We start from the raw sequence: 26,104 nt of genomic DNA on the forward strand, positions 1-26,104 counted from the left end.
CTACCTCTTTACTGCTTGTTCACTAGCGCGAGCAGGGCACGCGCCGCTTCGGCGGATGACGCCGGATTCTGTCCGGTGACCAGCAGGCCATCGGTGACGACATAGGAAGCCCAGTCCGCCCCTTTGCTGTAATTGCCGCCCTGTTGCTTGAGCACGTCTTCGACCAGGAACGGGACTACCTCGGTCAGGCCAACGGCGTCTTCTTCGCTGTTGCTAAAGCCGGTCACCGCTTTACCTTGCACCAGCGGCTGGCCGTCCGGCCCTTTAGCGTGACGCAGCACACCCGGTGCATGACAAACCGCTGCCAACGGTTTGTTGGCGGCCAGGGTGGTTTGAATCAGCCCAATGGACGATGGATCTTCCGCCAGATCCCATAAAGGCCCGTGCCCCCCCGGATAAAATACGGCATCAAACTCGCTCGCAACAATCTGCGAGAGTCTGCGGGTTGAGGACAGCGCCGCTACCGCCGGGGCATCATTGACAAAACGGCGGGTATCGTCGGTCTGCGAATCTTCTTCATTGCTTTTCGGATCCAGCGGCGGTTGACCGCCGGCAGGAGATGCCAGCACCAGTTGGGCGCCGGCATCTTTGAAGATGTAATAAGGGGCGGCAAATTCTTCCAGCCAGAATCCGGTTTTCTTGCCAGTGTTACCCAGTTGGTCGTGAGATGTCAGCACCATGAGAATTTTCATCATCGGGTTCCTTCAGTATAAATTAGACCAGTCGTCTAGAGTGACACGTTAGCCACGCTAATTCTAGCCTAGCGGCTTTTTAGCCATGTGGACCGTTCACAAGGTGAACGCGCTACGCAAATTGTGGCCGATTAACTATCATAGTGGCTGTTTATTTCACTTGGCCGCTCGTGACAAGGCAGGATGACCCTAGCCAATGCAAGGTATACCACCGCAGTTTCCGTTCGAAAAAGACAGCGCGCAGTTTCGGCATCTGCCGCAGTTGCCAGGCGTTGAGCTTTATCATGCCCATATCGATCGCTATGCGTTTGAACCGCATACCCATGCCGCCTATGGTATCGGCACGGTGGTGCAGGGCGCCGAACGCTTTCGCTATCGTGGCGTGCAACACCTTGCTGCGCCCGGTTCGCTGGTGTTAATGAACCCCGATGAACTGCATACTGGTGAATCAGCCAGCGAAGGCGGCTGGAACTATCGGATGATCTATCTTGAACCGGCAACGCTGGCACGGCTGAGCGGCGAACAGGGCCTCTGGTTTACCGACGCGGTGCGCGACGATGCGTCGGCGGCACGGCGCATGGCTGCTACCTTGGCCGCGCTGTGGCAGTCACAGGATCCGTTGGCCATCGACGGTCTGCTGCTTGAGGCGATCGCGGCGTTTCGCCCGCATGCGAAGGTGGCTCAACCGCAGCGACAGGAGGGAGCGATCCGCCTGGATAGGGTGCGAGAATACCTCTGGGAAAATCATGCCCAACCCATCACGCTGGATAGCCTGGCGGCACTGGTCGCACTCAGCCCGTATCATTTTCAGCGCAAGTTCAAGGCGCAGTTTCATGTATCCCCGCATCAAATGCTGATGGCGATCCGCCTTTATCAAGCTAAACGACTGCTGACGCAGGGTATGCCAGCCGCGCAGGTGGCCGCAGCGGTCGGTTTGACCGACCAGGCGCATTTGACACGGGCTTTCGCTAGTCGTTACGGCGTCACGCCAGGGCGTTATCAAAAACAAGTTTTCCCAGGTTAATAAGCGAGAGAGTAATACTCATCAGATGAAATAATTACATTCTCAACGAGATAACGATCTGTCATAAATATTTTTTCTTTTTGAAACTGGCAAAGTTTGCAAATTTGAACTGGCCTAACTATAAATTTATACTCATTATCCGATTCGGAGTAAAAATGGAAACCGTTAACAGTCAGAGTCAGTTTGATTCTTTGGCCATTTTTTACGAGCAGATGTTTGAATGGCCTTTTCGCAAACAAATTGAAACGCCTTCCGTAATAGAACAATTGGGGGATGTGTCTTCCCTTAGCATTCTCGATTTCGGCTGCGGCACTGGTCATTATGCCAGATTGTTAAAATCTGCCGGAGCGCGTCACGTCGTCGGATTTGATGTGGCAGGGGGAATGCTGGATTATGCGAGAAAACGCGAGGTGGAAAATCCATTAGGTATCGAGTATATATCAAAAATAACGCCAGAGATGGCGCATCAGTTTGATTTGGTATTGGCAGTGTACGTTTTGCCCTATGCCACCAATTATGAGTTCCTTAAGGAAATGATTGCGGCCATGGCGCGGATGCTTAAGCCCGGAGGGCGCTTGCTGACCTTGCCGCTAAACCCGGAATATAAGATAGAGAAAGAATATTACCTTCCTTACGGTTTCCAACTCAGCGCCAGGCAACCACTGCGGGACGGCAGTGAGGTACTGCTGTCGTTTCCCCAGCAAGCAGGAGCGCCTATCTGCGCCAACTACTGGTCGCGTGACGCAATTGATAGCGCATTGGCCCATAACGGATTTACCGTGACCCGTTGGTGTAACCCACAGGCCGCGTGCGCCACGGATGAAATACCTGAACATTTGCATGCCTATCTAGCACACCCGCATACCGTGTTGGTCGACTGCAAACTCGGCTAAAGGTCATCAAGGAATTCAAAGACCGAACGTCATATTAATTTTACACCGGGGTTGTCATCACTTATAAAGCGAGGCACTCACGTGGAATTTATTACCGACACGCTACACACCCTCACGCAATTAGATGAGGAAGAATACCGCCGTTTTCATACCCAGTGCGGTTCGCCGTTATTTTATGACTGGCGTTTTTTACAAGCGGCAGAGCTTTCCCCGTTACTGTCTGTAAAACAATTTTTTTATCTGACGGTTAGGCTCGAAGGCAAGCTGGTCGCTTTTATACCCGCTTATTTGCAACGGCTGGATGTGGTTGATCCCTTTCATGTACTGGAGCAAAAGGCCGATATACGCAACACTGGTGATGATTATGGTTTATTCAGCCATATAATGCACTGTTTTAATAGCACCGTATTAAGCTTTTCAACGCTAAAAAATATTTATGACAGTCTGTTTATGCGGCTAAAAATGACCGCGGAGCAGGTTGGTGCCCGCTATTCCGGTTTGCTGAATGTCGCCGATTCGCCGCTATTGCCGTTAGCGGCACAAGCCGATTTGAACATCAACTATATGTTCGATCGCTATTATGCCGATTTGACGCACTTCCGCGATTTTGAACATTTTCTTGAAAGCCTGCCTTATGATGGCCGCGGTGAAATGCGCAGGCAAATGCGCAAATTCAATGACAGCGGGGCGGTTGCTTCAATCGTTGCACCGCCATTCGATCAGCGCCTGGAACAGCTCACTGAGCTATGTTTTCAGACCACCGCACGTCATGGTACGCCACAGTATTTCCCGGCGGCGCCTCTGGCGCGCTTCAGCCGGCTTTGTGGCGATCTTATTCGTTTGAATATTATCGAGAAAGATGGCGAATTGCTTGCTGGCATGGTGTGCTTTGAGGAACAGGACACGCTACACCTATGGTCAGCCGGCATGAAGTATGAAGGCCTGGCGTTCAGCCCGTACACCCTGTGTTTTGCCAACGCTTATCAATATGCCTTTCAGCGGCGTCTGAAGCGCCTTGAGGCAGGGCGATTAAACGCCAAAATCAAAACCCGGCTGGGCTTGCAACCATTGCCTCTGTATGCCGTAACCCACCACCCCCATCAGTAATCAGCCCATGAAGCAGCTACTTCAATAACGCACAAAGGTTTCTACTATGACAGAGCTTTCTTTAACCTGCGCAGCAGATGATTATCGTTTATTTTGCTGCCAACTGAGTGGAAAGGTTCGCTCCCGTTATCATGCCGAATATGCTGGCTGGTATCGTCAGGCAAGCTGGAACCAGCGGGATTTTAAACGTTTTCCTGAACTGATTGTGCGCGCGGAATGTCAAGAGGACATCGTTGCCACCGTTAATCTTGCCGGTAAGTATGGCAAAGCGCTGTGTGTTCGCGCCGGGGGACACAGCTATGCCGGCGTTTTCCTGCAAAATGACAGCATCCTGCTGGATATTTCGGCTCTGAATGAGGTGCAGGTAGATACCACTACCGGCATCGCCCGTGTCGAACCCGGCACCACCGGGCGACAATTAATGCAAAAACTGGCGCCATTGGGCCTGGCGTTCCCGACCGGACATGGCGGCGATGTGGCGCTAAGCGGATTTTTACTCGGTGGCGGGCTGGGGATAAATTCTACCGCCTGGGGCGGCATGAGCGTATTCAACGTCACGGCGATTGACGTTGTTACCGCCGACGGCGAGTGCAGGCACGCCAACGCCAGCGAGAACCCCGAGTTGTGGTGGGCGGCGCGCGGTGCCGGGCCAAATGCCTTTTTTGTCATCACCGCGTTCTATCTCCAGTGCTGGCCACATCCGGCGGCGATCACCAGTCATCTCTATAGTTTGCCGGATAAGGCATTGCCGTTACTGTTCGAAATGCTCGACAGTCACCAGTGGGACAAGCAGTTGCAAATCATGATCGTATTGGGCGGCAACCACCAACAGGTGGTGGTCAATACGCTGGCCTTCGCCGATAGCGTCCGCCAGGCGGATGCGCTACAGGCTTTGTTCACCCACCGGATCCAGCGATTCAAACTGGATATTCAATGTTTGGCAACGGAAAAGATGGCGGATTTTGAAGCGATATACCGGCAAAGCGAGCAGGCTCTGGTGTGTTCCCGCTTCCGTACCGATAACCTGTTCACCAATCGGATTCTGGAGGTGAGTGCCATCCTGCGTGAGCAGTTGCCGTCTCAGCCCTCGGCCCAGGGCATGACGATGATTATCTGGCGCGGCGACCAGACGTTTCCCGACGCCGCCTATTCGGCAACCGGACGCTATTTCGTCTCCAGCTATATGCAGTGGGATGATCCGCAACAGGATGAGGCCAACCGGCAATGGTTGAGCCATTGTTATGACCGTTTGGCCCCCTATGCCTGCGGACATTATATCAACGAGTTTGATCTGGAAGGGCGCAGCCATACGGTAGAGCGCTGCTACGCGCCACAACATTGGCAACGTCTGCTGGCGCTGAGGGAACGCTACGATCCAGATGCGGTATTCCCGCGACTTGACACGCAGTAAAACAGCAACCTGATACAATCGGTTAGCGCTCGACGCTGTTAAACTGGCTCCATCAACCGCAACATTTGCCTTGCAGGGCGTGAATACCGTTACGCCCTGCGTATTTTGATGGAGTCGTAATGTTTACTGGTGTGTTATTTGCGCTATCTGCCGGCCTGATGTGGGGGCTTATCTTCGTTGGGCCACTGCTGGTGCCGGATTATCCTGCGGCGTTGCAATCCACCGGGCGCTACCTGGCATTTGGGCTGATTGCCTTACCGTTGGCCTGGCTGGATCGGCGGCGTTTGAAACGCTTGCTACGCCACGACTGGTTAGAAGCGTTGAAGCTGACGGCGATCGGTAATCTGCTGTATTACCTGTGCCTGGCCAGTGCCATTCAGCGTACCGGCGCCCCCGTGTCCACCATGATCATCGGTACCTTGCCGGTGGTGATTTCCGTGACCGCCAATCTGTTTTATGGTCAACATGATGGGCGTCTCGCCTGGCACAAGCTGATGCCGGCGCTGTTGCTGATCGCGCTTGGGCTGGTGCTGGTCAACATTGCCGAACTGCAAGGCAACGCTGTGCCGGTGGATAAATGGCGTTATGGCAGTGGATTAGCGCTGGCGTTGCTGGCGGTAGCGTGCTGGACCTGGTTCCCACTGCGTAACGCCCGCTGGCTACGCGAACACCCAGACCAGCGGCCGACCACCTGGGCGACGGCGCAAGGCCTGGTGACGTTACCGCTGGCGCTGCTGGGGTATCTGCTGATTTGCGGCCAACTGGCGCTGACGCAGCCCGAGTTTGCCTTGCCGTTCGGCCCGCGACCGGTGGTATTCGTCGGCTTGATGCTCGCTCTCGGCCTCTTCTGTTCATGGATCGGTGCATTATGTTGGAACGAAGCCAGTCAGCGACTGCCAACGGTACTGGTAGGGCCGTTGATTGTGTTCGAAATTCTGGCTGGTTTGGCGTATACCTTCATGCTGCGCCAGGCATGGCCGCCGTTGCTGACGGTCTGTGGCATTGGCTGCCTGATCGGCGGGGTGGTTTATGCGATGCGAATTCGGCCAGAGCCGATGGTGGTTTCGTTGAGCGTGGAAAAATAACGCCTGCCGCACGCGGCGGCAGGCTGAGGATCAGCGCTTGTGGTGGTTAACGATCTCTTCGGCCACGTTACGCGGCGCTTCGGCGTAATGGCTGAACTCCATGGTATAGCTAGCCCGCCCCTGTGACATCGAGCGCAGGGTGGTGGAATAGCCAAACATTTCGGACAGCGGTACTTTGGCATGGATTGCCTTACCGCCACCGCCTGGAATATCCTCCATGCCCTGCAACTGGCCGCGCCGTGACGATAAATCCCCCATCACGCCGCCGGCGTACTCTTCCGGCGTCTCGATTTCAACCTTCATGATCGGCTCCAGAATCGCCGGGTCCGCCTGGCGACAGGCGTCTTTGAAGCCGAAGATCGCCGCCATGCGAAACGCCTGCTCGGACGAATCGACATCATGATAAGAGCCAAAGGTCAGATGCACCTTGACGTCCACCACCGGATAACCGGCCAGCACGCCGCTGCCTAACGCTTCCTGAATGCCTTTCTTCACCGCCGGAATATACTCGCCGGGGATCACACCGCCCTTGATCTCATCAAAGAACTCGAAACCTTTGCCGGCATCGTTCGGCTCCACCGTCAGCACTACGTGGCCGTATTGGCCTTTACCGCCGGATTGCCGGACGAATTTGCCTTCAACATCATTGACCTTGCGGCGAATGGTTTCGCGATAGGAAACCTGCGGTTTGCCGGTGGTGGTTTCCACGCCGAACTCGCGCCGCATCCGGTCAACGATGATTTCCAGATGCAGCTCTCCCATGCCGTAAATAAGGGTCTGGCCGGATTCTTCATCGGTACGCACCCGGAACGACGGATCCTCGGAGGACAGACGTTGCAGCGCAATGCCCATTTTCTCCTGATCGCTCTTGGTCTTCGGCTCGATCGCCTGGGCGATCACCGGTTCCGGAAACACCATACGCTCCAGCGTGACAATGGCGCTCGGATCGCACAACGTATCACCAGTAGTCACGTCTTTCAGGCCGACACAGGCGGCAATGTCGCCGGCGTGCAGTTCTTCCACGTCCTTGCGATCGTTGGCGTGCATTTGCACGATGCGGCCAATGCGCTCTTTCTTGCCTTTTACCGGATTGTAAACGCTGCTGCCCTTGGCGAGTACGCCAGAGTAAACGCGCACAAAGGTCAGTTGGCCGACGAACGGATCGGTCATCAATTTAAACGCCAGCGCCGAGAATTTCTCGTTGTCGTCTGCACGGCGGCTGACGATATGGTCGTCTTCGTCGTGGCCTTCCATCGGCGGCACGTCGAGCGGCGAGGGCATCAGTTCGATCACCGCATCCAGCATGCGCTGTACGCCTTTGTTACGGAACGCCGAACCGCACAGCATCGGCTGGATCTCGCCGGCAATGGTGCGCGCACGCAGGCCGGCGGTGATTTCCGCATCACTGAGCGTTTCGCCGCCAAGGTATTTTTCCATCAGTTGCTCAGAACCTTCCGCCGCAGCTTCGACCATTTTTTCGCGCCACTCGTTGGCAGAAGCAACCAGTTCGGCCGGAACGTCTTCAAAGCGGAAGGTCATGCCCTGTGACGCTTCGTCCCAGAAAATGGCCTGCATGCGCAGCAGATCCACCACGCCGCTAAAATGGTCTTCTGCGCCAATCGGAATGACGATCGGCACGGGATTGGCCTTCAGTCGGTCAATCATCATTTGCCGCACGCGGAAGAAGTTGGCGCCAACGCGATCCATCTTGTTAACGAAAGCCAGGCGTGGCACGCGGTATTTATTCGCCTGCCGCCACACGGTTTCCGACTGTGGCTGTACGCCGCCCACCGAGTCATACACCATCACCGCACCATCCAGTACGCGCATCGAACGTTCTACCTCAATGGTGAAATCGACGTGCCCTGGGGTGTCGATGATGTTGATGCGATGTTGCGGATAATCATGTTCCATGCCGTTCCAAAAACAGGTGGTCGCCGCCGAGGTAATGGTGATCCCGCGTTCCTGTTCCTGAGCCATCCAGTCCATCGTTGCGGCGCCGTCATGGACTTCGCCCAGCTTGTGACTGACCCCGGTGTAAAACAGAATCCGCTCGGTCGTCGTGGTTTTGCCGGCATCAATGTGCGCCGAGATGCCGATGTTGCGGTAACGTTCAATAGGGGTAGTGCGTGCCATAATTAACCTTGCTTAGCCGTTTTGGCGTGAGACTCGGCCGCGCGCGGGCAATGCCGCGAACCGATTGCTCCAGTCTTGCAATAACGATAATCCTCAGTGGATTATCTGCCATGCCCGGCGGTGTTTTTGCCAGACATTCACTAATCGTAGTTTACCGCAGTGCTTTTATTAAGCGATGGCTGCAATAGGCGTGATCTGCCGGTAAGCGTGAGCAGCATATGCAGTGAGTGCAGGGCAGCGGAAGTCCTGCGCCAGCTATAGCGTGGGGATATCGCAACCTCGAGTCGTTTGGGCGCATGATAAATGCCGTCATTTGGCATGTACGCCAGAAGCTGGAGTGCTTAAATATACGGCAGAAAAAGGGATAGCATTTTTCAATTACCTCTGCGCTGAACCCTTGTCTCAATAACATCTAAACAAGTTGGCTATTTACCCGCCAAATATAATCCATCGTGCTTATAATGCTGACGCGGAATATTTACCGCGAAGATAAGGAGGCCAGATCCACTATGCGACACCGAGAGGTATTTATCGAAACTATCAACTGAGGAAATAACAATGGGAAACATGAGCGTATTTATCGGGTTCCTGGGTATCATCAGCACCCTCGGGCTGCTGGCGGCGTACCTAAGCACCAAATGGGATGACTAAATGAATCTTAACGATCCACCCAGACCTGTCCTCCCCGGCATAACTGGTTTTATATCGGGGAGGATGCCATAAACCCTCACATACTGCGGTTGCGCAGCCTGATATTATGTTTATCTCACTTCTTGTTCTACTGTACGCAATTCTGATGGTCGCGGTTGGCCTCAACGAAATCTATTGCCGCACCACCGGCAACAGCGCATTCCTGCTAATATTTCTGTTTATTCTTGCTGGCTGTCTGACATTGCTGGCCTTGTTCTGGCGCCTGACCGGCCGGCAGAACCGCAACCCTCGCCGATAATCCGTTTTAAACACTTTCCGCCTGCTGACCACGGCACCGCCGCGACAATAGTCATAGTTGTAATAATCAGCCCATCTACGAGGGCAGCATGGGGAGCAATGACAAGGCACGCAGTATAAATCAGATGCTCGGGCCTTGCCTCTGGCTTGGTACAGAGTGCGGATCCCTGTGGAATTTAAGGCGTTTTTGCAGAGGGAAAATAGCAGCGTATTTTTACGTTTTGCTACGACGCTCACTGATCCACTGTTTGACTTCGACAGTGAAAGTATCTGGCGCTTTACGAAACATACTCCGAACCAGGTCAAGCACGGTATAGCGTGCCAGTTCCTCTTCCATGCGTTTTTGCGCGCTGTCCATCAACGAACGTACGCTGCAAGGTCCGTCGCAAACCCAGGACGGCGGCGCTTCATCAAATAGCGCCAGTCGCTGGCGGATTTCGCGGCATTCGAACATTGATTTCTGCCCGTCAATGGCATGCACAATATCGAGAATGGTGATCAGTTCGCTGGCGCATGCCAGCCGGAACCCACCACCTTTGCCCTCAGTGCTTACCACCAGACCGGCACGCGATAAGCGGGTAAATATTTTTGCCAGATAGTCGTACGGTACGTTTTGCAACTCAGCCAGTTCGCGAACACTCATTTCCCGCGAGTCGCCGTTTGCATCAACCATGCTCATCAGGCTGTGAATACCGTATTCGACACCAGAACTGTAGAACGCCATTTATTACTCCTTTGCTTTCTCTGTGTCAGATGATAGCGCAGATACTCAGAAAGATCTTGTCGTAGTTAACTACGACAAGTATAGTGGCAGTTACCGGGCCGAACGGTCTAAAAATGCAAAAGGGCATAAAATGAAACAACGTATTCTTATTATTGGCAGTGGTTTTGCGGGCATGTGGTCTGCCGTCAGCGCGGCACGTCTGGCACATCTGCAGGGGAACACCTCACTAGAAATCGCCGTGCTGGCCCCGGAACCAACCCTACACGTAAGGCCACGTTTTTATGAGGCTAACGTCGACACCCTGACAGCCGACTTGCAGCCGCTTTTTACCGAGCTGAATATACGATTTATTGCCGGTCATGCCCGGTGTATTGATGACAGTAAGAAGGGCGTCTGGTACAACGCTACCGATTCAGAATCTGCATTTATTTCATACGATAAACTGATTATTGCCAGCGGAAGCCGCCTGTGTTCTCCGGGTATAAAAGGCTTTGCAGAACATGGCTTTGACATTGACCAACTGGGCAGTGCCAAGCGTCTGGAAAATCACCTCAAAACGCTGGCGAAACAGCCGGAAAGCCCGGCCCGTAATACCGTGGTGGTGTGCGGAGGCGGTTTCACCGGTATTGAACTGGCAACCGAACTACCTTCACGCCTGAAAGCGCTTTTTGGCAAAGATTCTACCACCAGAGTAGTCGTAGTTGAGCGTGGTCCTGTCATTGGTGGTCGCTACAGTCAAGCTCTTCGGGATGTCATTTCCAATGCCTCTGACCAACTGGGGATAGAATGGCATCTCAATGCCGGCGTTGAAATGATCGATGAATCCGGTGTTACGCTTCAGGACGGGACCCGTATAGAAACAGCAACCGTAGTCTGGACTGCTGGCGTAAAGGCCAGCCCGTTAGGTGAAAATCTGGTTGCCAGCCGGGACGTTTCAGGCCGTTTTATTGTCACGCAAGAACTGCAAATCCCGGGTTACAGTGATATTTTTGCGACGGGTGACATGGCGCATGCTAAAACCGATGACGACGGTAATACCGCACTGATGACCTGCCAGCACGCTATTCAGTTGGGCAAATTTGCCGGGCATAATGCTGTCGCCAGCTTGATGGGTATCGAAAGTCTACCCTACCGGCAGGTAAACTACGTGACCTGTCTGGATCTCGGAGCCTGGGGTGCCGTGTATACCGAAGGCTGGGATCAACAGGTTAAACTTTTGCGTCAGGAGGCCAAAAAGCTGAAGACAGACATCACAGGTGTGCTCATCTATCCGCCAAAAGCCGATCGCAATGTCGCGTTTGCCGCCGCCGACCCACTGGCTAAGTTCGTCTAGTTTTGCGTAAATCTTTTATTAACGGCTTCGGAACATACTGGTTCCGTTAAGTTTGGAGGGATTGGCAGCCCCCCTGACAGGTCTGCTTTTTGTTGCAGACCGATTGAACTGAAGGTGACAGGACACGCATGCTGAATCCTGACATTAGCCGGGATGCCTTTCGTGATTAATCATCAGCGGTGGTTTTGACCTGCGCGCAACCGTGTTCCGTTGCTTTTGTTGCCGGCCTTTGGCGGCGGCTCAGCCACTCCTATAAGCATGTTATTGATGGCGGTATCACGGCGCGGGTAATCGGGTCGGCCTGTGAAGGGGCTTTAACTGTCGGTGCCAGCCGATCGGCAACGCCGCCCGAGCGAGGCCTTTATCATACGCAATCCGCAAAAGCTGGCGGTGCTGACGCAGGTGTCGATCCGCCAGGCGTGCTGTTAGTGATGTTTTGTCAAGCCTGAAGCAGTTATCATAATCTCGGTTTATTGTTAATAGGCGAGGTGGTGCAAGCCGTCTCGTCTATTTTGTTTGTCTACCATTCCTATTTGAGCATCGAGACTTATGATTAGGCCGTTACAGATTTTCCTGTTGCTGTTTATGCTGATCGGATTACCGTTAACCCCTTTTTGCAGCGTTGCCGCCGAGGCTGAAAAAACCGAGCTGAGTCAGCAGGACATCGCCAGTGCCTTGAAAAACTTCCAGAAAACGCTGGACGGTATCAAACAGCAGGTCTCAAAGGCCACCACCGATAATCAGCTCAGCAAACTGTACGAAAGCACGCAACAACTGGCAGCGGGCACCGAGCGGCTGGCGACCGACCTGCAACCGGTGCAAGAGAAGCTCCAAGGGCAGTTGGAGGTATTGGGGCCGCCGCCGGCACCTGGCGGGTTGGCGGAAACCGCCGCGGTGGCACAGCAGCGCAATTCGCTGAACAACAGCAAGAAGGCGCTGGACGATGCGGTAACCCGTTTGCAGGCGTTCCGCACCGGCGCACAGGATCTGATGCAACAGATCGGCGATTTGCGGCGCGTAGCCTTCAAGACGCAGCTTGCACTCAACTCCGGCAGTATTTTAAGCACGAAATTCTGGTCGCCGGTGGTAGCACCGCAAGCGCAGGATCAACAACGCCTGGCGGAGTTCAGTGCGGAAATCACCAGCGCCTGGGATGCCAGTTGGCAACCGGAGTGGCGCTACGGCACCATCGCGCTGCTGGTTCTGGCCTTTGCCATCTGGTCCTGGGGACGCTACTTTTCGGAACAGCTGCTGGCCTGGTTCAGCATTCGCTACTTGCCGGACGGCCGTTTGCGCCGCAGCTTTACCGCCCTTGGGACGGCGTTTATTACGCTGTTTGGTACCGCGCTGGCGCTGAACCTGTTGTATCAGGCATTTGCTCGCGTACAGCCCTTGCCAACCATGATGCAGGATTTTGCCGACGGTTTTACCCGACTGGCGATTTTCAGCGCGTTGATTGCCGGCTTGGGGCGAGCATTCCTGTCAATACGTCGGCCGTCATGGCGGTTGGCGCTGCTGGATAATCACGTTGCGCAGGGGTTACGTTATTTTTCACCGCTACTGGCGATCCTGGCGCTGGCTTTCGGTACGGTGGAATTAATCAATAACGTGATTGGTGCCAGTCTGGGCACGGCAATTTTCAGCAACGGCCTGGTAGCGGCATTAATGGCGTTGGTGGTATTGGCAATGCCAGTGCGGGCGCACCGCATTCGCCAACGCAGCGAATTGCGAGGCGAACACCTCGCCGAACGCACCATGCTCGGTGGGCTGGTGCAAATCGCCACGGTGATCGCCTCGCTGATCGTGCTGTTGTCGTTGTTGATCGGTTATATCTCGTTCGCCCGCTTCCTGACCTATCAAATCATCTGGATTGCCCTGGTGCTGATGGCATTCTATTTTCTGGTGCTGTTTTCCACCGACGCCTGGAGCGCCATTTTTTCGCCCAATACCGCCAGCGGGCGGGCGCTAAAGCGGTCGTTTAATTTCAGCGATCGGCATTTGGAACAGTTGAGCATCGTTTTCATCGCCACGTTTAAATGCGCGTTGCTGCTGTTGATGATCGTTTCCCTGCTGAACGGCACCTTCGGCACCACCACGCCGAACAGTCTGGTGGAAAAGATCGTCGCCATCATGACTGGTGAAGGGCTGCAACGGTTGCATATCGTGCCCGGCAATCTGATCAATTCCCTGATTTGTCTGATTATCGGTATCTATATCCTGCGTGCTACCCGCCGCTGGCTGAACAACGAACTGTTGCCAAAGACCATCAACGACGTCGGCATTCGCGCTTCGCTGGTAACGCTGTTCAGTAACGTCGGCTACGTATTGGTGATTCTGATCACCCTGGCGGCACTCGGTATTCAGTGGAACAAACTGGCATGGATCGTCAGCGCGCTGTCAGTGGGTATCGGTTTTGGTCTGCAAGAAATCGTCAAAAACTTTATTTCCGGGCTGATCCTGTTAACCGAACGGCCGGTCAAGGTTGGCGATATGATTGGCATTGGTGGCGTAGAAGGGGACGTGCGCCGGATTAACGTGCGAGCCACCGAAATTCAGCTCAGCGACCGCTCGACGATGATTGTGCCGAACTCCCAGCTGATATCGCAAAACGTGCGCAATGCCACCATGGGTAATGCGCAAGGGGTTGTAACCATCGCGCTGACCTTCCCAACCGACATCGATCCGGAACAGGTACGTAATATTCTGCTCAGTGCCTACCACGATTACGAAGCGATACTGGATTCGCCCGCGCCGTACGTGCGTTTTAGCCAGTTGGGACCGGAGGGCATCATTCTCAGCGTTACCGGCTATGTTTCCAGCCCGCGAATTGTCGGCTCAACCAAGAGCGACCTGCTGTTTAACATTCTTAAACTGCTGCGCCAACAACAGGTGCATCTGTCCAGTCCGCAGGAAGTGGTGTTTATGAAACAACAGGCGAAGAGCCTGATCGACGAGGACCAACGCTCATCGTGACTGCATCGGTATCAGGTGGTGGGCAGCGCGTCAGGCAAGGCGGGCAGGCGCGATACGTGCTCGGCCGCCACCTGATTGGCTTGCGCCACCGCCTGAGCCAGGGAGCGGCGCACCGGCGGCCAATGCCCCCTCGCAAAAAGAGGGGGCGGATAGCGTGATCGAAACGGCGTTAAAATAGCCCGAGCGGCTTCACATCGTAGCTAACCAGCAGATTTTTCACTTGCTGGTAATGCGACAGCGCAGCTTTATGCGTTTCGCGGCCGATGCCGGAGTTTTTATAACCGCCAAAGGCGGCATGGGCAGGGTACAGATGGTAGCAGTTGGTCCAGACGCGTCCGGCCTTGATGGCACGCCCCATCCGGTAAGCCAGATTGACGTCACGCGTCCACAGACCGGCACCCAGCCCGAATTCGGTGTCGTTGGCCAATGCCAGCGCTTCGGCTTCATCCTCAAAGGTGGTAACGCCAATCACCGGGCCAAAAATTTCTTCGCGGAAGAAACGCATGCCGTTGTTGCCGGTGATTAACGTCGGCTGCAAATAGAATCCCTGTTGCAGATCTGACTCCTCCTGGCTGGCGCGTTGGCCGCCGGCGAGGATCTTGCCACCTTCGTTTTTCGCAATGTCGATATAGGAAAGGATTTTATCGAACTGCTCCCGAGAGGCCTGCGCGCCGATCATGGTGTCGGTATCAAATGGGTCGCCATGGCGAATGGTTTTCATGCGCGTCAATACCCGCTCAATAAATTCCGGATAGATCGAACGCTGAATCAGTGCACGGGAGGGACAGGTGCAGACTTCGCCCTGGTTGAAGAAACCGAGGATCAGTCCTTCAACCGCTTTATCGATGAAGTCCGGCTCCGCCTGCATGATATCGGCAAAATAGATGTTTGGCGATTTCCCGCCCAGTTCTACCGTACTCGGGATGATATTTTCTGCCGCGCACGACAGGATGTGGCGGCCGACCGGCGTTGAGCCGGTAAAGGCAATTTTTGCAATGCGCTTGCTGCGTGCCAGCGCTTCGCCGGCCTCTGCGCCAAAGCCATGTACCACGTTCAGGACGCCCGGTGGCAACAGATCGCCGATCTGTTCAAGCAACACGCAGATCCCAAGCGGAGTTTGCTCGGCGGGCTTGAGCACGATGCAGTTACCGGCAGCCAATGCCGGAGCCAGTTTCCAGGCGGCCATCAGCAACGGGAAGTTCCAGGGAATGATCTGCCCAACCACCCCCAGTGGTTCATACAGATGATAAGCCACGGTAGTGCTGTCGATTTCTGCCATGCTGCCTTCCTGCGCGCGCAAGCAGCCGGCAAAGTAGCGGAAATGATCGATTGCCAGCGGAATATCGGCGTTTAACGTTTCGCGGATCGGTTTGCCATTATCCCAGGTTTCGGCCAGCGCCAGCAGCTCGAGCTGCGACTCCATGCGGTCGGCAATCGCCAATAAGGTATTGGCACGCGCCTGAACGCTACTGTTGCCCCAATCGGCTGCGGCAGCGTGTGCCGCATCCAGCGCCATTTCGACGTCTTGCCGATTCGAACGGGGAAATTCGCCGATTATCTGTCCGGTGACCGGCGACGTATTGGTAAAATAACCACCGTCTACCGGCTCAACAAATTTGCCTCCAATATAATTGCCATACCGCTGTTTGAAAGAAACGGACGAGCCCGCCAAGCCGGGGTGAACGTATTTCATCATCAATACCTCGCTGCAAAAGTAGGGGTGGCGCTTGAGCGCACGACGTCAGGCCGCAACAGAGATAAGCATTACCTATGCCAAATTGGTGAACCAAGGAGAGGGATTCTTGATATAAACCTAAATATCAATTGGTTGTATTTATAAATGTTTTTTTAACGACGAAAGTAGCGGGCTTGTCATTGCTTAAACTGATTTTTTGTGTCGCGCATCGCAACACATGAGACACAGTCATGATACAAAAAAGCAACACACCGTCTGACGGAGAACCGCATGTTGCCAAAGCCACCGCCGGTCGATGCAGGCTTGCTCCCTGACCATAATAACCGTTGCTTGCCCAGACCGCTGTCAGATTCATGGCGGCGCAGCCAGCTGTACGGTCTGGAACGCAGTGACGATCGCATCCCGTTTGTTCGCCCGCGTATCCTTGATGAGATCCGCGATCGCAACAGCTGGGTAGCGCAACTGGCCCAGCCATTACTGGCGCGCTTTGCCGACGCCATCAATCAGCAACCCTCGGTGTTGGTGATTTCCGACGCCAGCGGCCTGGTGCTGGAAACCTGTGGTAACGGCGGTTTTTTGCATCAGGCATCGCGGTTGTCGCTGTCTCCCGGCAATCTGTGGGGCGAACGTGAACGCGGCACCAATGCCATTGGCACGGCGCTGGCGCTGGGTGAGTTCTGTGAAGTCAACGGCAGTGAGCATTACCTCCAATCCAACGCGGCACTGCGCTGTTCCGCCGTACCGATCTTTCAACCTGATGGTCAGGTTGCCGGCGTGCTGGATATTTCGACCCCGGCGCAAGCACCTTATGGCCAGGCCGGTAGCATCCTTCTTCAGGCGGCACGTCACATTGAACATCAATGGCTAAAAAGTACCGTTACCGCCGGTCACCGGGTGCTGCGATTACATAGAGATGCGCGCTTTCTCGGCAGCGACCACGAACTGGTGCTGGTATTTTGCGACGATCGGCTCAGCGGCGCCAATCGTCTGGCAATGCAGGAATTTCGGCTAACGCCGGCGGCAGTCGGCCATTGCCGCTTCGCCGACCTGTTCCCGGATCTGGCATGCCAGACGGCGGATACCCCGCGTCAGACCCTGGCAGTCAATAACCGACGCTACTACTCATTGCTGGACTCGCCGCCCCGGCAAGCATGGGTGGTGCGTTCACTGCCGCCATCACCGGATCCACAGGCGGCTGACCGGCAAAAGGCGCTGCGCATCCTGAATGCCGGTCTTGCGCTGTGCGTTACCGGGGAAACTGGCTGCGGCAAAGAGCACTTCAGCCGCCAACTGTATCAAGACAGCAAATGGCGGGGTGGGCGTTTTATCGCCATCAACTGCGCAGCATTACCCGAGCAGTTGATTGAATCCGAACTGTTTGGCTATGCACCAGGCGCCTTTACTGGCGCAAGCGCCAAGGGCTATGTTGGTAAAATTCGGGAAGCCGATGGCGGGGTGCTGTTTCTGGACGAAATAGGTGATATGCCACTCAGCGTTCAGACTCGACTGTTACGGGTTCTCCAGGAGAAAACCGTTACCCCGTTGGGCAGCCGTCAGAGGTATAAAGTGGATTTTGCGCTTATTTGTGCCACACACCGATCGCTGGAACAACTGGTTGCGACAGGCGCGTTTCGTGACGATTTACTCTACCGCATTCAGGAGTTCAGCGTGCGCGTGCCACCGCTGAGGGAACGCCCGCAGCGCAAAGTTTTTATTCAGCAGCAGTGGCGCGAGTTGGGAGCAGAACAACGCGGTATCACCTTGACGCCGGAGGTGGTAACCGCGCTGGCTGACCATCCGTGGCCGGGCAACGTGCGGCAATTACTCAGTACGCTGAAGGTGTTGCTGGCTCTGGCGGACGATAACGATGCCGTCATGCTTCATCACCTGCCGGAGCAGTTTCATGCCGCGCACCACAACGCCGAGCCGCCAGTTGCTCAGGCACAGACCGCGCCAGACCTGTTTGACGCCGTCAAACAGGCCAATGGCAACATCAGTCTGGCGGCCAGACGTTTGGGCATTGCGCGCAGCACGCTGTACCGGCAATTGCAGCGAAAGCGCCGCGGGGCGGCAGGCTGAACCAGGCGATCCGGTCAGCGATTAAACAGTTCCCTGATCCAATCGATAAAATAACGCACTTTTGACGCCAGGTGGCGGTTCTCCGGCCAGGCGATATGTACCGCCGCCGGCTCGCACTGCCAGTCGGGCAGGATCGTCACCAGCTCGCCACGGCGTAATGCCTCCTCGGCTAAAAAGCGGTAGGTCGTCACCACCCCCAGACCGGCGCGCGCGGCATGCAATGCCGCATTGGCGTCGTTGACGGCAAACAGCCAGTCGCCATCAAGCGTAACGCGCTCATCCTGCCGCAGCAGTTGGTGAATGAACGGTTTGCCGCTCTGCGGTGACACCACGTGGATCATCTGGTGATCGCGGCGCAGCGCATTGGGATGCATTGGGGTGCCATGGCGTTGCAGATAGTCTGGCGAGGCACAGGTGATCCGCTCCAGCGTGCCTAACGAACGGGCAATCAGCGCATCGTTCATCAGCGCGCCAATCCGCACCACGCAGTCCACCTGGGCTTCGATGGGGTCGATGGCATGATTGGCCAGATTCAGCGTTAACTGAATATCCGGGTAGCGTCGGTAAAAATCGGCTAAATGGGGGATCACTTTATGGTAGGCAAGAGTGTGCGGCATGCTGACATGGATCACGCCACTCGGCGCTTGCCCGGCACCGATCACGCCGCCTTCAAACTGGCGTAGCTGTTCAAGCCATTGTACCGCGCCCAGATAATAGGCGCGGCCTTGCTCGGTCAGCGTCAAACGGCGTGAGGTGCGGTGCAGCAAGGTGATGTTCAGTTGCTGTTCCAATGCCTGGATCTGCCGGGTAACGGTAGATTTTGGCAAATCCAGCAGCGTTGCCGCGCGGCTGAACGCGCCGCTTTCGACCACGCGAATAAATGTCTGCATTGCCGCCAGCTTGTCCATTCCGCGTCCTCTTAATGGATTAATCGTTGCAATTATAGCAATCATGGTTTGCAGATTAGCGGCTTGTTCATTCGCCGCCAGGGTAACAATATGGTGCCATTGTTATCGACAAACAACCACGGAGTTACTATGTCATCCTCCACAAGCTGGAATTTGGGCCGTACCCGCATCACGCGCTTAACCGAGCTGACGATTGACGATCGCCCAGCTTCATTGCTTTTTCCGCAATGGCAGCCAGACGCGGTCAACCAGTCCGCCTCTGGCTTAAGCCAGGCTCACCTCAGCCAGGATAGGCAGCGACTGACCGTCAGTTGCCACAGCTGGCTGGTGCAAACACCAGAGCATACCGTATTGATTGATACCGCCTGCGGTAACGACAAGCTTCGCCCCGACAACCCGCTGTTTGATCGCTTGCAGACCCATTGGCTACAGCAGTTGCGCCAGGCCGGCGTTGAACCGCACCAGGTGGATTACGTGCTGCTGACGCACCTGCACGTCGATCATGTGGGTTGGAATACCCAACTGGTAGAGGGGCAGTGGCGGCCGACGTTCCCCAATGCACGCTACGTATTTTCCGCTGCGGAATACGATTGGTATGCCCATCCCGACAATGTGACCGCCCCCAACCGCGGCTTATTTGACGACAGCGTACAGCCGCTGGTCGATGCCGGTCAGGATTGGCGCTGGCAGCACGGCGACCAACAGCCGATCGCCGGATTCCACTTTCACCGCACGCCGGGGCACAGCTACGACCATCTGTCCTTTTCGCTGCAAACCGATCGCGGCGTGGCGCTGTTTGCCGGCGATGTGATGCACCATCCTATGCAGGTTTATTTCCCGCAGTGGAATTCGGTGTACTGCGAATTTCCCGAACAGGCCCTGGCCTCACGCCGCTGGGCGTTGGAATTTGCCGCTGACCATAACGCCTATTACTTCAGCAGTCATTTCGCCGGAGCCTCGGTCGGGCGTATTGCACGTCAGCACGACGGTTTCATCTGGCAAGAATGTTAATCTCGGGAGAAATCATGACCACTCATTCGATGCTGTTTAGCGAGCGCCGCACCATCCCCAGCGCCAATCCGGCGGTGGCCCTGCATCTGCGACACAAACGCCTGGCCTCGCAGACGCGTTTTGATGCGGCCCATACCGTAGTGCTGATGCATGGCGCCACGTACTCTTCAGGCAGCCTGTTTGATACGCCAATCGACGGTGAATCCTTCCTGGATTATCTGGCACGGGCGGGGTTTGACGTCTGGGCGGTGGATGTCAGCGGCAGCGGCGGTTCAACGCGGCCGCCAGAAATGCAGCAACCCGCCGCGCTGAACCCGCCGCTGGTCACCACCGAACAGGGAGTGCGCGATTTTAGTGACGCCGTCACCTATGTTTTGCAGCATAACCAGCTGACGCAGGTCAACATCATCGGCATGTCATGGGGGGGCAGCGTCACCGGCAGTTTCACCACTCGCAACGCCGACAAGGTACGGCGACTGGGGCTTATCGCACCGCAGTGGTTGAACAACGGCCCCAGCCGCCTGGACAGCGGCGGCGAGTTGGGTGCCTGGCGGCTGGTGACGTTAGCACAGGTGCAACAGCACTGGTTGGCCGGCGTGCCGCAACACAAGCGTGATGACATTATTCCTGATGGGGTGTTCGACGCCTGGGTAGCCAATACCCTGAGTGAAGAGCCTGACGAGGCGCTACGCGCCAGCGGCACGATACGCGTCGCCAACGGCCCGGTACAGGACATCCGCGACTATTGGCGCGCCGACAGGCCTTTCTATCAGCCGGCGGAGATTCGTGTACCGTTGCTGCTGGTGCATGGCGAGTGGGATGTGGATGTACCGTTGCCGGTGGCGCAGGACTGGTTTTTGCACGCTACCGGCGCGCCGTGGAAGCGCTGGCTGGAAATCGGCGAGGCGACGCACATGATGGTGCTGGAAAAAAACCGACGTCAGGTTTTTGCCGCACTGGCCGGTTTTTTGCTGGAAACGCATGACTGAACGGCCAATAGGCAATGGCCAGCGGCCGCTGGCATGACGCTGCGCCTGCCGACAACGACGATGGCATAAGCGGCGCAAAGTAAAAAGCCCGCTGTGGTTGGCAGCGGGCTTTGGCAGCGTTGAACGCCGGGGCTTACTGGTCTAGCGCATAGGCAATCACGTAATCACCGCGATCGGGTGACTGTCGCGCGCCGCCGGCGGAAATCAGAATGTACTGTTTGCCGGTGGTTGGCGAAATATAACTCATCGGACTACCGCCGCTGCCAACCGGCAGGCGTGCTTTCCACAGCTCCTTGCCGGTGGAGGAGTCAAAGGCGCGCAGATAGTAATCCTGGGTGCCGGCAATGAACACCAGACCACCCTGAGTTGCCAGCGTTCCGCCCAGCGTCGGCATGCCGACCGGCATTTGCGCGCGCATTTTGATACCGAACGGTCCGGTATCCTGCACCGTACCCGCCGGTACCTGCCACACCACTTTCTGCGTTTTCAGATCGATGGCCGACAGGGTGCCAAACGGTGGCTTCTGGCATGGAATGCCCAGCGGTGACATAAAGCGGTTTTTATTGACGCCATACGGCGTGCCTTTTAACGGCACCGCGCCCATACCGGTATTGACCGATTCGCCACCGTTGCTGGCTGGGGTATCGGCGTCAGCCTTCTGCGGGATCATCTGCACCCACAGGCCCAGACGCATATCATTGACAAAGATGTAATGATTGTTCGGATCGGTAGACAAGCCGCCCCAGTTCATGCCGCCCAGCGAACCCGGGAAGCTGAGGGACACGTCGGTGTCCGGTGCGGTGAACAGACCGTCATAGCGCATCGATTTAAAGCTGATGCGACACATTAACTGGTCGAACGGCGTGGCGCCCCACATATCCGATTCGGTCAGTTTTTCTGCGCCGATCTGCGGCATGCCAACCGAAAACGGCTGAGTTGCCGAGTACTGTTCACCCGGAATGGTGCGGGTTTTCACCGGCAGTTCTTTCACTTCGGTCAACGGTTTGCCGGTATGGCGATCCAGGACAAAGATCTGCCCGGTTTTACCGCCAAATACCACCGCCGGCTTGCTACTGCCGTCCTTCATCGGGAAATCGACCAGGCTAGGCTGCATCGGCACATCAAAGTCCCACAGATCGTTATGCACGGTCTGATAGACCCATTTCTCCTTGCCGGTGGTGGCATCCAGCGCCAGAATCGACGCACCATACTTGTGATCGAGCGGGGTACGGTTGGCGCCCCACAGATCGACCGACGAACTGCCCATCGGCAGGAACACGGTGTTCATCGCCGGATCGTAGGACATTGGCGCCCACGAGTTGGGGGTACTGCGTACGAACGTCTGGCCAGGTTTCAGCGCCGAGTTCGGGTTTTCATTGCCCGGGTCGAATGCCCAGCGCATTTCACCGGTAATGACGTCAAAGCCGCGCAGTACGCCGCCCGGCATGTCGGTTTGCACGTTGTCGGCAACGCGGCCGCCCACCACCACGGTGCTGCCAGCCAGGGTCGGCGCCGAGGTCAACTGGTATTTTGGATCGGCGGCATCGCCCATGCCGGCTTTCAGATCGACCACGCCATGATTACCAAAATTTGCACAGAACTCGCCGTTATCGGCGTTAATCGCCACCAGACGTGCGTCGATGGTATTCATCAGAATACGACGCTGGCAGCTGTCGCCGGCGGCCAATACCACCGGCGCAGCCGGTGTTGAACCGGGTACCGTAGGCTGCGGCAGTGGTTTGGTGGCGTCAAAATAGGCCAGTCCACGGCAGCGGTTCCATACCTGAGACTTGGCGTTGATTTCGCGCTTCCAGATTTCCTTGCCGCTGTCGGCATCGACTGCGATCACATTGTTGTGCGGCGTACAGAGAAATACGCGGTTGCCGACCTGCAATGGCGTTTGCTGATCTTCCGCGCCGTTGCCGTCCGGGCTCAGTGGCGTATCGCCAGTGTGGAACGTCCAGGCAACTTTCAGTTCCTTGACGTTATCGCGGGTGATCTGATCGAGCGCCACGAAGCGGCTACCGCCCGGGGTATTGCCGTAGTTGTCCCAATCTTTCTGTTGATTGGCCTTATCCACCGGGATCAGCGGCAACTGCGCGTCGCTAAAGGGTACGGTCGGGTGCGGCTGGAACATCTGGATAAAAGTACCCACCATACCGACGGCCAAGACCGCCGACAGCAGATATGACGCTTTTGCCAATGGGGCTTTGCCTTCCGCCTTGCGCAGCGACGGCCAGCTAAGCAACGCCAGCAGCGTCAGGCCGGTTGGCACCATCAGACGCGAAACCAACGGCCAGAAATCGAAGCCTGCATCGAACAGCGACCAGATCAGGGTGCCGACAAACACCAGCAGGAACAGTACAACCGCCGAGGATTTGCCACGGAAGAACTGGATCGCCGCGAGCAGGGTAACCACGCCGGCGATGATAAAGTACCAACTGCCGCCAAGCGCAGCCAATTTGCCGCCGGCAATGGTGAAGAACAGGCCGGTAATCGCCAGGATTATCCCCAGCAAACAGCACCATAATTTACGTTTTATGCCCGTGCGGGCATGCGTTTCAGACATCAGACAGTCTCCGAAGAAATAATATTCATCCTTTTATGCACAACTATGCACAACGCCATGCCGGCCTGTCGATGCCGAAAAAAACGGCAACAGGCCAGACATTAAACAATGTGATGCGCAGATTGTACCATCTGATACATTTTACGGTTAACAAAATGTATCTTTTGGCCGTATGGTTGTGAATATTTCGATCGGATGTTACGGCGCGCGCGTTGACAGCCGCCGCTGCAAGTCGAGTAGCGTGGCGCCATCAATCAGCGTCAGTTCGCTGGCGGGTGGGGGATCTTCCAATAGCATGGTACACGCACGTTGCAACGGTTGCTCACTACGGCGCTGCAAGCTCGGCATCAACGCGGCTTTTGCCTGTGCCAGCTGGCTATCGCTCAGCTGCGCCAGCTCTGTCTGCATCTGCAACAAGAACTGGTCGGTCAATCGTGCCAGTTCGGTAACGCCAAAACGCGGGGATTGCAAGGCAAACAGCAGGCCTTCGCGATCGGCGCAACGGTGAAACGCGCACTGCACCACATAGCCAATATTGCGATCCACGCGCAACTGCTGAAAATAACGCGGCGCATAAAGTTGTGCCAGCAGTCGCAGCGCCAACCTTGGCGTCGCACCGGCCACTGACAGCGGGTAAAACAGCAACAGGGCGTTTTCATCGCCGCTTTCCGTCAGCATCACGCGGCGCTGAGGGGCCAGGTGATAGGGCGCCATGGCAACAATCGGCGCCGGGAAGTCGCTCAGTAAATGCGCCAGCGCATGGTGCAATGCCTGATTGCCGCCATTGAGCGTCGCCTGCCAGCATGGCGACTCCGCACCGCTGGCAGCATTGGCCAACGCCGCCGGCAGTTGCGCCAGCAGGCGCCGTATGGCCAGTTCACCGTGCAGTTGCTGCGCTCGCTGCCAACGGCGCAGCGCATCACGTTCGCTGGCGGCACTGATGGCGTGTAGTGCCTGATTCATTGCCCGCACCCCATGGCAGATCAAGCTCGGATCGCCGGCAAGTTGCAACAGCCAAACGCCATCGATCCGTTCCAGAGCCAAATGTCCCTGACGATGCGCCAGCTCGGCAGCCAGCGGACGCAATGCCGACTGCATCCGGTAGGCGGTCAGATCGTCGAGCGGCGTTTGCGGCGCAGGGCGCAGCAGCAGTACCGGATCGGCCTCGCCGGGCTGAATGTGCCGCAATGCAACGCGGCGTGACGGCAACGCTGGGGGGGATATCGCTACGTCATCGGGAAAGAAGCAAAAGCGCTGTGTCGATGCCGTGGGCCGGTGCGTCGCTGCCGTTGCCAAACGCAACGTAAATCCTTGTGTCGAGCAGTCCGGCGCCTCACCGTGCGCGGCAACCGTCAGGCGGCTGAATGGGGCAGCCAGCAATGCAGCAATGCATTGCTGCCAATCGTCAGCGTCGGTGATCAATGGCAAACCGCAGGCGGCAGCGCGTAGCTGTTCGAGCGGCGGCTGTTGCAACAATGCCTGATTGGCCAACCGGCGATAGTGTTCACGCTGCGCCCGGCGCAATGCCGGCAGCTGTTGCAACCAGGCAAACAGCGCCGCTTCCAGCCGCGCTGCGCCCGGTGGGTTATCGGGGTTGATGACGAATGCCAGCGTCAGCAACAGGCGGTCTTTGCCACAGCGCAGATGCAGCAATTGCGCATCGTCGCAGTATTCTTGCGCGCGTAACCAGGCCAGCAAACTGCCCGGCGCTTCGTCGGTCAATAGGCGATCCAACAGCCGTAACCACGCACGCCGGCTTGCCAACGGGTGATTGAGGGCGAAGCTGAAGCGCAGCTGCGGCACTCCCGGCAGGATAAGGCGCCGATCGCCATCGGCGATTAACGCCGGGCAGGGCAGCGGCGGTGGGACGGTCTGGCCGGTAAGGCTGGCACACAACCGTTCGGCGATGCCGCGCAACGCTGTCAACGGCTGCGGCCCCTGTAGCCACAACGTCATATTACCGGCCTGATAATAACGCGCATGAAACTGGCTCAAAGCGCGGCGCAGCGCCACCATATCGTCGCCAAAGGCTCCACGATGGCCAACGTGAAAGCGATGCATCGCCTCAATGCCGCTGAACGCATGCTGCTGCGCCGCCAGGCACAAGCTGGCGGCATCCGAGCACAGTAAGCGATACTCGGCGTCGATCACCCCGACCTCCTGCGCCAACGCGTCGGACGCCAGCAGAGGGGCAGACAGCATATCCATCAACCGCTCGACCCCGTCCGCCAGGCGGGGTGCATCGATTTCGAAAAAGTAGGCGGTTTGCGTGGCGAGCGTGGTGGCGTTAAGCCGGCCGCCCTGCGCCGGTATCCAGCTCATCAGCCGTTGCCGATCGGGGAAGCGGGCGCTACCCCGAAACAGCATGTGTTCCAGCAGGTGAGCCAGCCCGGGCCAGTCAACGGGAGCCTGATAACTGCCCGCTTCGATGCGCATCAGCGCTGCGGCACGGCTGTCGCCCGGGTCGCTGACCAGATTAACGCGCAGTCCGTTGGCAAGCCGCAGCGAGGCGGTCTGGCGCTGCAT

At 56.4% G+C, this 26,104-nt stretch carries 19 protein-coding genes; 12 read left to right on the forward strand and 7 right to left on the reverse strand.

The window, feature by feature from the left end; all coding sequences use genetic code 11:
• Window positions 1–8 precede the first annotated feature (8 nt).
• Window positions 9–692 (reverse strand): type 1 glutamine amidotransferase domain-containing protein, encoded by a 684-nt coding sequence (locus NYE85_RS15960; protein WP_259006349.1) that lies wholly within the window; start codon window positions 690–692, stop codon window positions 9–11.
• Between the two features lie 196 nt (window positions 693–888).
• Here NYE85_RS15960 and NYE85_RS15965 point away from each other — a divergent pair, with 196 nt between their 5' ends.
• The 5 genes from NYE85_RS15965 (at window position 889) to NYE85_RS15985 (ending at window position 6,212) form a co-directional block, all read left to right on the forward strand.
• A complete protein-coding gene (locus NYE85_RS15965; RefSeq protein WP_259005708.1) occupies window positions 889–1,716 on the forward strand; it encodes an AraC family transcriptional regulator in 828 nt (275 codons plus the stop codon).
• Window positions 1,717–1,871: 155 nt separating this feature from the next.
• Window positions 1,872–2,609 carry a class I SAM-dependent methyltransferase gene (locus NYE85_RS15970; protein ID WP_259005709.1) on the forward strand — a complete coding sequence of 246 codons (738 nt, stop codon included), beginning with the start codon at window positions 1,872–1,874 and terminating at the stop codon, window positions 2,607–2,609.
• Between the two features lie 81 nt (window positions 2,610–2,690).
• Window positions 2,691–3,716 carry a GNAT family N-acetyltransferase gene (locus NYE85_RS15975; RefSeq protein WP_259005710.1) on the forward strand — a complete coding sequence of 342 codons (1,026 nt, stop codon included), beginning with the start codon at window positions 2,691–2,693 and terminating at the stop codon, window positions 3,714–3,716.
• A gap of 46 nt (window positions 3,717–3,762) precedes the next feature.
• The gene (locus tag NYE85_RS15980) at window positions 3,763–5,127 is read left to right on the forward strand and encodes an FAD-binding oxidoreductase (RefSeq protein ID WP_259005711.1); all 1,365 of its coding nucleotides are present in this window, start codon (window positions 3,763–3,765) and stop codon (window positions 5,125–5,127) included.
• Window positions 5,128–5,246: 119 nt separating this feature from the next.
• Window positions 5,247–6,212, forward strand: a complete 966-nt coding sequence (locus NYE85_RS15985; protein WP_259005712.1) for a DMT family transporter — start codon at window positions 5,247–5,249, stop codon at window positions 6,210–6,212.
• Window positions 6,213–6,242: 30 nt separating this feature from the next.
• Here the strand turns inward: NYE85_RS15985 and fusA are convergent, their stop codons facing one another.
• Window positions 6,243–8,348: an elongation factor G gene (fusA, locus tag NYE85_RS15990; protein WP_259005713.1), complete on the reverse strand. Its 2,106-nt coding sequence runs from the start codon at window positions 8,346–8,348 to the stop codon at window positions 6,243–6,245.
• Window positions 8,349–8,906: 558 nt separating this feature from the next.
• Here fusA and mgtS point away from each other — a divergent pair.
• Window positions 8,907–8,999 carry a protein MgtS gene (gene mgtS / locus NYE85_RS15995; protein WP_147415647.1) on the forward strand — a complete coding sequence of 31 codons (93 nt, stop codon included), beginning with the start codon at window positions 8,907–8,909 and terminating at the stop codon, window positions 8,997–8,999.
• Between the two features lie 106 nt (window positions 9,000–9,105).
• Complete coding sequence (locus NYE85_RS16000) at window positions 9,106–9,297, forward strand: hypothetical protein (protein WP_259005714.1); 192 nt, start codon at window positions 9,106–9,108, stop codon at window positions 9,295–9,297.
• 213 nt (window positions 9,298–9,510) lie between these two features.
• Here the strand turns inward: NYE85_RS16000 and NYE85_RS16005 are convergent, their stop codons facing one another.
• Complete coding sequence (locus NYE85_RS16005; protein ID WP_259005715.1) at window positions 9,511–10,020, reverse strand: Rrf2 family transcriptional regulator; 510 nt, start codon at window positions 10,018–10,020, stop codon at window positions 9,511–9,513.
• Window positions 10,021–10,150: 130 nt separating this feature from the next.
• On the opposite strand from NYE85_RS16005, the gene NYE85_RS16010 reads away from it, so the two are divergent.
• Window positions 10,151–11,353 carry an NAD(P)/FAD-dependent oxidoreductase gene (locus NYE85_RS16010; RefSeq protein ID WP_259005716.1) on the forward strand — a complete coding sequence of 401 codons (1,203 nt, stop codon included), beginning with the start codon at window positions 10,151–10,153 and terminating at the stop codon, window positions 11,351–11,353.
• 549 nt (window positions 11,354–11,902) lie between these two features.
• Window positions 11,903–14,326 (forward strand): DUF3772 domain-containing protein, encoded by a 2,424-nt coding sequence (locus NYE85_RS16015; RefSeq protein WP_259005717.1) that lies wholly within the window; start codon window positions 11,903–11,905, stop codon window positions 14,324–14,326.
• A 169-nt stretch (window positions 14,327–14,495) separates the two neighbouring features.
• Here NYE85_RS16015 and NYE85_RS16020 read toward each other — a convergent pair whose 3' ends face one another.
• A complete protein-coding gene (locus NYE85_RS16020; protein ID WP_259006350.1) occupies window positions 14,496–16,019 on the reverse strand; it encodes an aldehyde dehydrogenase family protein in 1,524 nt (507 codons plus the stop codon).
• A gap of 273 nt (window positions 16,020–16,292) precedes the next feature.
• Between NYE85_RS16020 and NYE85_RS16025 the strand changes: the two genes are divergently transcribed.
• Complete coding sequence (locus tag NYE85_RS16025; protein WP_259005718.1) at window positions 16,293–18,101, forward strand: sigma-54-dependent Fis family transcriptional regulator; 1,809 nt, start codon at window positions 16,293–16,295, stop codon at window positions 18,099–18,101.
• A gap of 14 nt (window positions 18,102–18,115) precedes the next feature.
• On the opposite strand, the gene NYE85_RS16030 is transcribed toward NYE85_RS16025, so the two are convergent.
• Window positions 18,116–19,009 carry a LysR family transcriptional regulator gene (locus NYE85_RS16030; protein WP_259005719.1) on the reverse strand — a complete coding sequence of 298 codons (894 nt, stop codon included), beginning with the start codon at window positions 19,007–19,009 and terminating at the stop codon, window positions 18,116–18,118.
• Between the two features lie 129 nt (window positions 19,010–19,138).
• On the opposite strand from NYE85_RS16030, the gene NYE85_RS16035 reads away from it, so the two are divergent.
• Both NYE85_RS16035 and NYE85_RS16040 read left to right on the forward strand, forming a co-directional pair.
• The gene (locus tag NYE85_RS16035; RefSeq protein WP_259005721.1) at window positions 19,139–20,020 is read left to right on the forward strand and encodes an MBL fold metallo-hydrolase; all 882 of its coding nucleotides are present in this window, start codon (window positions 19,139–19,141) and stop codon (window positions 20,018–20,020) included.
• Window positions 20,021–20,034: 14 nt separating this feature from the next.
• On the forward strand, window positions 20,035–21,009 hold the full coding sequence (locus NYE85_RS16040; protein WP_259005722.1) for an alpha/beta hydrolase: 975 nt from the start codon (window positions 20,035–20,037) through the stop codon (window positions 21,007–21,009).
• 133 nt (window positions 21,010–21,142) lie between these two features.
• Here the strand turns inward: NYE85_RS16040 and NYE85_RS16045 are convergent, their stop codons facing one another.
• Window positions 21,143–23,578 carry a glucose/quinate/shikimate family membrane-bound PQQ-dependent dehydrogenase gene (locus tag NYE85_RS16045; protein ID WP_259005723.1) on the reverse strand — a complete coding sequence of 812 codons (2,436 nt, stop codon included), beginning with the start codon at window positions 23,576–23,578 and terminating at the stop codon, window positions 21,143–21,145.
• A gap of 198 nt (window positions 23,579–23,776) precedes the next feature.
• Entirely contained in the window at window positions 23,777–26,104 is a 2,328-nt protein-coding gene (gene pqqF / locus NYE85_RS16050) for a pyrroloquinoline quinone biosynthesis protein PqqF (protein WP_259005724.1), read from the reverse strand.

This window comes from Serratia sp. AKBS12, assembly GCF_024793895.1.
Lineage (GTDB): Bacteria > Pseudomonadota > Gammaproteobacteria > Enterobacterales > Enterobacteriaceae > Serratia_F.